Origin of the sequence: Propioniciclava sp. (assembly GCF_036744435.1) — a bacterium.
GTDB lineage: Bacteria > Actinomycetota > Actinomycetes > Propionibacteriales > Propionibacteriaceae > Propioniciclava.
In genome coordinates this window covers 1-8,705 of sequence record NZ_DAIOIA010000119.1, presented here as the reverse complement: position 1 = coordinate 8,705, position 8,705 = coordinate 1, and the positions used below count along the sequence as shown (strand labels likewise).

Here is an 8,705-nt window from a genome sequence, read left to right as displayed (position 1 = left end):
TGGTCGCGGTGCGGCCGCAGGGGCGGTCGTCCTGGTTCTTCCTCGCCGCTCCGGAGCTGCTGTCCGACTTGCTGGACGCCACGGACGCCTTCGTGCGCGGCACCGGCATCGGGCCCTCGCTGCGCACCCACCACGACGAGGTCGACGCCACGATCGAGGGGGGTGCCTGATGGGCGCCGGACACGACCACGGGCATTCCCACGGGCACAGCCACAGCCACGCGGCCGGGAGCAACCGGGTACGGCTCGCCTTGGCGTTCGGGCTGACCGCGACGATGGTCGTGATCCAGCTCGTCGGAAGCATCGTCACCGGCTCGCTGGCGCTGCTCACCGACACCGCCCACGCCCTCACGGATGCGTCCGGCCTACTGGTGGCACTCATCGCGGCGTCCCTGATGCTGCGTCCGGCCGACGCCCGCCGCACCTGGGGCTTCGCCCGGGTCGAGGTGCTCGCCGCCCTCGGACAGGCCACGATCCTGCTGGCCGTGGGGCTCTACACCGCCATCGAGGGCGTCCGGCGCCTGTTCAGCCCGCCGGAGGTGCCCGCCGGTGAACTACTGATCTTCGGCATCCTCGGTCTGACCGCGAACGTGATCGCCATCGCGATCCTCGCCGGGAACCGGGGATCCAACCTGAACATGCGCGCCGCCTTCCTGGAGGTGCTCAACGACGCCCTGGGTTCGCTGGGCGTCATCGTCGCCGCCATCGTGATTGCGACCACCGGCTTCCAGCGGGCCGATGCGCTCGCGGGCCTGTTCATCGCCGCCCTGATCGTCCCGCGGGCGTTCACCATCTTGAAGGAGGCGTTCTCCGTCCTCATGGAGACCGCCCCCGAGGGGGTGGATCTCGACGAGGTACGCCGCCACCTGGGCGATCTGGAAGGGGTGGAGGCCGTCCACGACCTGCACGCGTCCACCATCGGGACCGGGCTCCCGGTCGTCACGGCCCATCTGGTGGTGTCGGACCGCGCCTTCACCGACGGCGAGGTGCCGGGCCTCCTCTCCCAGGCGCACGACTGCCTGCGGGAGCACTTCCCGGTGTGCTTCGAGCACGCCACCATCCAGATCGAGACCGATACCTTCCGCGTGAGCGAACCCGACGCGCTCCACGCCTGAGCACATCCCGATGGGGCTGCCCTGCACGGCAAACAGGGCGACCCGTCGGTAGGGTGGTCACATGGCCAAGCCCGAGAAGCCGAAGCCGGAGAAGCCGCTCGAGGGCGGCAACATGACCCCCGTGTCCCGCGCGGGGGATCAAGTGTTCCGCGAAGCCGGACCCTGGACCCCCACCATCCAGCGGCTGCTCGCGCACCTGCGCGACCGGGGCCTGGAGTGGGTACCCGAGCCACAGGGCTGGACGAAGGACGGCCGCGAGGCGCTGTCCTACCTGAAGGGCAAGGTCCCGACCTATCCGCTCTCGGATTGGGTCTATGACGATGCCGTCCTGATCCAGTCCGCTCGCTGGCTACGGGAATTGCACGACACCACCGCCGACTATTCCGATCCCGAGGCCACCTGGCGAGGCGTACCGAGGCAGCCGCACGAGGTGATCTGTCACAACGACTTCGCCCCCTACAACATGGTGTTCCGCGACCACGAACTCATCGGCGTGATCGACTGGGACTTCGCCGCCCCCGGCCCCCGGCTGTGGGACCTGGCCTACCTCGTCTACCGGATCGCGCCGCTGATGCGCCCCGAGAACCCCGACGCCCCCACCATCGCCATCGATCTGGGCGCCCGACTCACCACCCTGCTCGACGCCTACGGCTCCGACGCCACCGTCCCCGAACTGCTGGCCGCCATCGTCGCCCGGCTGGAGGAACTCGCCAGCTTCACCCACACCCACGGGCGGGCCCGCAAGAACGAGAAGCTCCTCGAGGACGCCGAGAACTACCGCCAGGACGCCGCCTACCTCGCAGTTCTGCTGCGTTGAACCCCACCGCCCAGGCCAGCCCCAAGCGCCGGGTGAACGCCGGTCGCGGCGCGTTCCGGGCGTCGGTCCTGGAGTCGTTGCGCTACCCGGGGGCTCGGATCTCGCCGCTGCCGCGCTCGATGTAGGCCGTCGGGACGATGATCTGTTCCGGTGGCAGCGGCCCGTCGTCGAGTTGCCGGAACATCCGCTCGGCCGCGACGCGTCCTAGCTGCTGCGACTCCTGCCGAATCACCGTCACACCGGGCACCAAGAGGTCGGCCAGCTCAAGGTCATCGAACCCGATCAGGGCGATGGCGTGCTGCAATCCCCTCGCGTGCAGGGCGTGGAGCGCGCCGATCGTGATCAGGTTCTGGGATGCGAACACCGCCGTGGGCGGCTCGCGACGATCCAGTAACTCCCCCAGCGCCCGCTGGGCCTCCGCCGCGCTGCCCAGCCCGAAGACCACCACCGCCTCGCCCGTCGGGATTCCCGCTTCGCCGTAGGCGTCCATGAAGCCGAGATGCCGCTCGGCGGCCGTCCTGATCGAGGATCGCTCCCCCAGGAAGGCGATCCTGCGGTGCCCGCGCCCGATGAGCTGCCCGGTGGCACGCGCCGCGGCCTGCCGATTGTCGCTGGTGACGCTGTCGACAGAGACGCCCAGCGGTCGACGGTCGATGAACACCATCTGCATGCCCTGGGTGACGGCGGTGCTCAGATAGGACATGTCGGTTGAGGTGGAGGCCAGGATGATCCCGTCGAGGCGTCGGCTGATGAAGTCCTCCACCGCCCGCACCTCACGCTCGGGCTCCTCGTGCAGGCTGGCCGTGAGGACGGCCACGCCCCTGGCCCGAGCCACGTCCTCCACCCCGCGATGTATCTCTCCGGCGAAGGGGTTGTTGACGCTACTCACGAGCAACCCCACCGTGCGGGTGCGCCCATCAGCCCGCCGCAGGCTCCCGGCACGCATGTCCACGTGATAGTCGAGCGCTCGGACGGCATCCCAGACGCGCTCAGCCGTCTCGGGAGCCACGCGCGGCTCACCGTTGACGACGCGTGACACCGTCTTGGTTCCCACCCCCGCGAGCGCCGCGACCTGCTTCATCGTCGATGCCCGGCGGGGGGAATCACGAGGTGTCGTCACGACCATCACCGCCCCTCTGCGTTGCGCTCTCGCGTCTTGACAGACCCATGCCCCAACCCTAGCCTTATCGCCAGACGTGACATCGATGTCATAGACCGAGTCGACAGCTGCTATGCCACCTATCAAGGAGGCAAGCACCCACTTGCCGCCCTCACCATGACATCGTCGTCGAGATTGGAGAGGTATGAAATCTGAACCGTTGCGCCTGCGGATGGAAGGCATCTCAAAGTCCTTCCCCGGCGTGCAGGCGCTCAAGAGCGCTCGCCTGGACCTGCGTGCAGGCGAAGTGCACGCACTGGTCGGGGAGAACGGCGCCGGAAAGTCGACGCTCGTCAAGATCATGACGGGCATCTACCCCGACTACGGAGGGCTGTACGAGTACGAGGGTGAACCCGTCACCTTCCGCTCCATCGCCGAGGCCCAGCACGCGGGGATCTCCATCGTCCACCAGGAGCTGAACATGATGGGCGACCTCACCGTCGCCCAGAACATCTTCATCGGACGCGAGTCAACGACCTTCTTCGTCTCCGACAAGGAGCTGAACCGGCGTGCCCAAGAGCTGATCGACGAATTCGACATCGGGGTCGACCCCCGCACCCTCCTGCGCGACCTCAGCGTGGGCAAAGCGCAGATGGTCGAGATCGCGCGGGCCATGTCGTTCACCCAGACGCGGGTTCTGATCCTCGATGAACCTAGCGCCGCCCTGTCCGAGGGGGAAACCGCCGATCTGCTGCGCAAGGTCGAACAGATGCGCGCCCGTGGCGTCTCGGTGGTCTACATCTCTCATCGCATGAACGAGATCATGCAGATCACCGACCGCGTCACCGTCCTGCGCGACGGCGACTACGTCGCCACGATGGACACCGCCTCCTGCACCGTCGATGAGATCATCCGCGCGATGGTCGGGCGCGATGTCGACCAGGCGCAGAAGACGACCAGCCAGGTACCCGCCGACGCGCCGATCGCCCTGAGCGCCCGAGGCCTCACCTCCGCGCGCGTCACCGACGTCTCCTTCGACCTGAGGCGAGGCGAGATCCTCGGGTTCGCCGGGCTCGTGGGAGCGGGGCGGACCGAGACCATGCAGATCCTCTGCGGAGCCGACCGCTGGGGCACCGGAACGATCGAGGTGGACGGCCGTCCGCTGACGTTCACACATCCCCGGCAGGCGATCAACGCCGGCATCGCCTACCTGTCCGAGGATCGCAAGCGCTACGGCCTCGTGCTGAACCTGTCCGTCACCGACAACACCGTGCTCGCCTCCTACGACGCGCTGTCCACCGGCCTGGTCGTCCACACCAAGGAGTGCCGCACGGTCACCCAGCGTTACGTCGACGCCCTGAAGACCAAGACCCCCTCGGTCAGCCAACTCGTCAAGAACCTCTCAGGCGGCAACCAGCAAAAAGTCGTCCTCGCCAAATGGCTTCTGCGCGACGTGTCGATCCTGATCTTCGATGAGCCGACCCGAGGAATCGACATCGGCGCCCGGGCCGAGATTTACGCCATGATGCGCGAGCTCGTCGCCCAGGGGAAATCGATCATCTTGGTCTCTTCCGACCTCACCGAAATCCTCCATCTCTCCGACCGCGTGGTGGTCATGTGCGAGGGCCGGGCGACCGGCACCCTCGACATCGCCGAAGCCAGCCAGGTCACGATCATGGAGCTCGCCACGCATCACGCCCAACACAGTAAGGAATCACGGTGACCACCGCCAAAATCTCCAGCGCACTCAAGGCGTCGGCCAGCGGGCCCGCCATGCAGCAAATCATCGCGCTCGGAGCACTCGTCGTCCTCTATGGATTCTTCGCCATCTTCGGAAACCACTTCACGAGTTCTGACACGTTCCTCAGCATCCTCGGATCCTCTTACTACATCGGGTTTCTGGCGATCGGCATGACGTTCGTCATCATCACCGGTGGCATCGACCTCTCCTCGGGGACGGTCATGGTCGGGGCGGCACTGGTCGGCGGGGTGGCGTACAACGTGTGGCACTTCCCGATCGCCCTGGCCCTGGCGATGGTGGTCCTCACCGGCGTCCTGTTCGGGCTGGGCAACGGCATCCTGATCGGCATTCTGCACCTGCCCCCCTTCATCGCCACCCTCGGCATGCAGTTCGTCTCGCTCGGATTGTGCGCGGTCGTCGCCAAGGTGCAGACGCAGACCTACCCGAGCCTCGGTACCCCCGACGGCGGATTCAAGAACGTCATCTATAAGTGGGGAGACGTCCCCATGGGGGCGATCTGGCTCGCCTTGTTCTTCGGGCTCGCCTGGTTCCTCCTGACCCGGACGAAGCTCGGCCGCTACACGTACGCCATCGGCTCCAACGAGGAGGCGGTCTCCTTGTCCGGGGTGCAGGTGTCCTACTGGAAAGTCTGGGTCTACGTCATCAACGGCCTCTTCTGCGGCCTCGCCGGAGTGATCTACGCGGCCACCTTCAGTTCCATCACGCCGCAAACCGGCAATGGCCAAGAGATGTACGCCATCGCGGCGGCGGTCATCGGTGGAACGTCCCTCGCGGGCGGCATCGGGTCACTGTGGGGAACCCTGATCGGCGTCTTCGTGATCAGCGTCCTGAAGACCGGCCTGCTCTCCATGGAACTCCCGGTGCAGTGGCAGCAAGTCCTCATCGGCGTCGTCGTGATCCTGGCCGTCCTCCTCGATGTCGTGCGGACGCGCCGCCTCCGTCGCTCCTGACCCCACCCACCGTCGTCCCCTCGCGGGATGTCCACCCACCGCTGCCACTCGGCAGCGACACACACAGAAGGAAACACATGAAAAGGAAGAAGACCCTCGCGATCGCACTCGGCGCAGCCGTGACGCTCGCGGCGCTGACCGGCTGCGGCGGAGCCAACTCCGCCGCCACGCAGTCGGCCGGGGGCAAGCCGAAGGTGATCATCATCTCCAAGAGCTACCAGAACCAGTTCTACCAAGCGGCGTTCAAGGGTGCACAGGATGCAGCCGACGCCTTGGGCGTCTCCCTGACCACGAACGGCCCCGACGCCGAGAGCAACATCCCCCAGCAAGTGGAACAGCTCGCCTCCGCCGTCAACCAGAAGCCCGCAGCCATCGCCCTGGCCGCCAGCGACCCCAATGCCGTGCAGGACACGCTCGCCCAGGCCAAGTCGGCCGGAATCCCGGTGATCGGCTTCGACTCCGGGGTCCCCGGCGACACGTCCGGCGCCGTGGTCGCGACTGCAGCAACCGACAACGAGGCCGCCGGTGCGAATGTGGCCACGAACCTGATCGCGAACACCGACGTGCAGAAGGCCCTCGCCGCAGGCACCACCGAGAAGCCCGCCGTGATCGGCGTGCTGGCCCAGGACTCCACGTCGGGTTCCATCGTGCAGCGCGTCAACGGCTTCGTGAAGGCGGCCGTCGCTGAGACGGAGAAGCTCCCCGGTCTCGCCGGCTCCGTTGACGTGTCGGGGCAGGAGAAGTGGACCAAGCCGTCCACCAGCGCCGCGAAGGTCAAGGTCGTCGTCACGGTGCCGCCGACCACGAGCCAGGCCGACATCCAGGCCGCAGCCACCAAGACCCTCACCACCGACGGGTTGGTGAGTGTGTTCGCAGCGAACCAGGATGCGGTCAACGGCGTCATCAGCGCCACGGGGGATGCGACTGAGCTCAACCGCGAGACGGGCAAGTACAAGAACTTGTTCGTGGTCGGCTTCGATGCGGGCGCATCGCAGAAGGCGGCCGTCGCGTCAGGCGCCTTCCTCGGCTCCGTCACCCAGGATCCCTACCAGATGGGGTACAAGGCGGTTGAGCTGGCCGTCAGCGCTTCTCAGGGCAAGACCGTCGCCAATGTCGACACGGGTTCGCACTGGTACGACAAGTCCAACATCACCGATTCCAAGATCTCGATCCTGCTCTATGACTGAGCACGTGACCGGATCCACGGGTGACGCCCCGGCTCCCTCCCAGCTCGACCATGCGGCCTTGGTCGTCGCGTCCCTGGACCGCGCGACCGCGTTCTACAGCCGCCTGCTCGACCTCACCGTGCTGGACCGGGTCCCGCTGTCGGATCACACCATTCAGTACCTCGCAGCAGGCCAGGGTGTGCGGCTGGAACTGATCAGCTACCTCGAGCCCGTCTCGGCTGCCGCACCTCGGTCGCCCGACGTTCCCGAGCCGCACCACCTGGCATGGCGGGTCGCCGATCCGGCGCAGTATCAACAGCGAGCGCTCGACCTGGGGGCCATCGTTGTCTCGCCACCGGTCTGCATGCCGGAGCTGGGGCAGACGTCCTTGCTGATTCGGGATCTCGACGGCTACCTCGTCGAGTTGGTGAAACGCTAACGCTCGAACACCAGCGTGGGGTCTGACGGTGGGCGCACCAAGCGTCCGTCGTCAGACCCCACCGTGGTTCTCGGTACAGGCCACCGTCACCACAGGCGGCGCCGGGGGCGGCGCTGCCCGAGGCTCCCCTCAGCGGGACTGGATCAAGCTGAGCCGCTCCAGGTAGTCATCGGAGCTGATCTCGCCGTCGGCCAGGCGACGGGCCAGGATGCGCTCGGGGTCGGCGGGCGGACCAAACGGCGGCCGGACGCGACCGGCGTCCTCACCCGCCTCGGGAGCGGGACCTTGGGGGCCGAACGCCCCGTGATAGGCCCACGGCGGCGGGCCGAAGCGACGCACCGGGCCAGCCCACTCGAAGGGACCGATGCGGCCCACCCGGGAGAGGGCGAACAGGAACAACAGCAGAATCAGCAGAAGGCCCATGGCTTACGCCTTTCCGGTCGAAGCGGTCGGGTCGGTGGGATCCGACTTGCGCAGGACGCTGCTGCGCTCCAGGTATTCCTCCGGCGTGATGTCGCCGTTGGCCAGACGCTCCGCGAGGCGGGCGAGTGCCTCATCCTCTGCGGTGGGTCCGTAGGGGCCGAACGGACGGCCGGGGCCGCGACCGTGAGCGCCCGGGGCGAACCGAACGGGGCCGAGGCGGCCCTTGCGCAGCAGCAGGAACAGCGCGAGGCCGAGCAGCAGCAGCGGCAGCAGCAGGGGGAACAGGAAGAACAGGCCATGGCCGCCCATGTGGAGCGGGATCAGAGTCGTTGTCATGCCATCCATGGAACGCGACGGCGGCCCGCCAACCATCGGGACCGAAGCTGAACTTCGCAGCGCCCCTCTACGCATCTCTACGTACGTCGGATACGTCCGCGAGCGTAGGCGCCTCGGCCGATCCGCCCCGGCGCAACCGGGCCGTAGGCTTCGCGGCATGAGTCGACGCGCGGGCCCGTGGGCAGGGCATGTCCTCGCCGCCCTCATCGCCGGCGTGTCCATGATCGGCGTCGCGACGGTGGGCGTCCACATGCAGTTTCGCCGCTCCTTCCCGGGTGAAGGACGCTCGGCCGCCCTCGATCCGCGGATGGTGGCGTGCGCCGTCCTCGTCGCCGCAGCCCTGGTGGCGATGCGGCGCTGGCCACGGGTCGGGTTCCTCGCCGCCGCCGCGGGGCTGATCGGCTACGGCCTGGTGGGCGGACCCTACATGGGGATGTACCTTCCGGCCGCGCTGGCGACCTCCATTCTGGTGGGACGCCTCGGGCTCCGGGCGGCCGCCCCCTACTTCGTCGCGGTGCCGGTGATGGTGGCGTGCGCCGGGTTCGCGTCGAAGGAGATCGACACCGAGGACCTGAGCACCTGGCGGATCCTGTTCTCGG

10 protein-coding genes are annotated in these 8,705 nt (G+C 67.6%); 7 read left to right on the top strand and 3 right to left on the bottom strand.

Features of this window, described 5'->3' with window-relative positions:
* Nucleotides 1-169: 169 nt before the first annotated feature.
* On the top strand, nt 170-1,114 hold the full coding sequence (locus tag V7E09_RS12765; RefSeq protein ID WP_324509956.1) for a cation diffusion facilitator family transporter: 945 nt from the start codon (nt 170-172) through the stop codon (nt 1,112-1,114).
* 61 nt (nt 1,115-1,175) lie between these two features.
* Nucleotides 1,176-1,931, top strand: a complete 756-nt coding sequence (locus V7E09_RS12760) for a phosphotransferase (protein ID WP_324509958.1) — start codon at nt 1,176-1,178, stop codon at nt 1,929-1,931.
* Nucleotides 1,932-2,013: 82 nt separating this feature from the next.
* On the opposite strand, the gene V7E09_RS12755 is transcribed toward V7E09_RS12760, so the two are convergent.
* Nucleotides 2,014-3,051 carry a LacI family DNA-binding transcriptional regulator gene (locus tag V7E09_RS12755; protein ID WP_324523485.1) on the bottom strand — a complete coding sequence of 346 codons (1,038 nt, stop codon included), beginning with the start codon at nt 3,049-3,051 and terminating at the stop codon, nt 2,014-2,016.
* Between the two features lie 184 nt (nt 3,052-3,235).
* Here V7E09_RS12755 and V7E09_RS12750 point away from each other — a divergent pair, with 184 nt between their 5' ends.
* The 4 genes from V7E09_RS12750 to V7E09_RS12735 all read left to right on the top strand — a co-directional run bounded on the left by V7E09_RS12750 (nt 3,236) and on the right by V7E09_RS12735 (nt 7,347).
* On the top strand, nt 3,236-4,753 hold the full coding sequence (locus V7E09_RS12750; protein WP_324523484.1) for a sugar ABC transporter ATP-binding protein: 1,518 nt from the start codon (nt 3,236-3,238) through the stop codon (nt 4,751-4,753).
* The gene (locus V7E09_RS12745; RefSeq protein WP_324509962.1) at nt 4,750-5,742 is read left to right on the top strand and encodes an ABC transporter permease; all 993 of its coding nucleotides are present in this window, start codon (nt 4,750-4,752) and stop codon (nt 5,740-5,742) included. The genes V7E09_RS12750 and V7E09_RS12745 overlap by 4 nt, the downstream gene beginning before the upstream one ends.
* Before the next feature lie 77 nt (nt 5,743-5,819).
* Complete coding sequence (locus tag V7E09_RS12740; RefSeq protein ID WP_324509964.1) at nt 5,820-6,929, top strand: substrate-binding domain-containing protein; 1,110 nt, start codon at nt 5,820-5,822, stop codon at nt 6,927-6,929.
* Nucleotides 6,922-7,347 carry a VOC family protein gene (locus V7E09_RS12735; protein WP_324509966.1) on the top strand — a complete coding sequence of 142 codons (426 nt, stop codon included), beginning with the start codon at nt 6,922-6,924 and terminating at the stop codon, nt 7,345-7,347. The genes V7E09_RS12740 and V7E09_RS12735 overlap by 8 nt, the downstream gene beginning before the upstream one ends.
* Nucleotides 7,348-7,476: 129 nt before the next feature.
* On the opposite strand, the gene V7E09_RS12730 is transcribed toward V7E09_RS12735, so the two are convergent.
* Nucleotides 7,477-7,770 (bottom strand): hypothetical protein, encoded by a 294-nt coding sequence (locus tag V7E09_RS12730; RefSeq protein ID WP_324509967.1) that lies wholly within the window; start codon nt 7,768-7,770, stop codon nt 7,477-7,479.
* Nucleotides 7,771-7,773: 3 nt separating this feature from the next.
* The gene (locus V7E09_RS12725) at nt 7,774-8,106 is read right to left on the bottom strand and encodes an SHOCT domain-containing protein (protein WP_324509969.1); all 333 of its coding nucleotides are present in this window, start codon (nt 8,104-8,106) and stop codon (nt 7,774-7,776) included.
* A 157-nt stretch (nt 8,107-8,263) separates the two neighbouring features.
* Between V7E09_RS12725 and V7E09_RS12720 the strand changes: the two genes are divergently transcribed.
* Nucleotides 8,264-8,705: hypothetical protein (locus V7E09_RS12720; RefSeq protein ID WP_324523483.1), on the top strand; the 442-nt coding region annotated here is incomplete at its 3' end.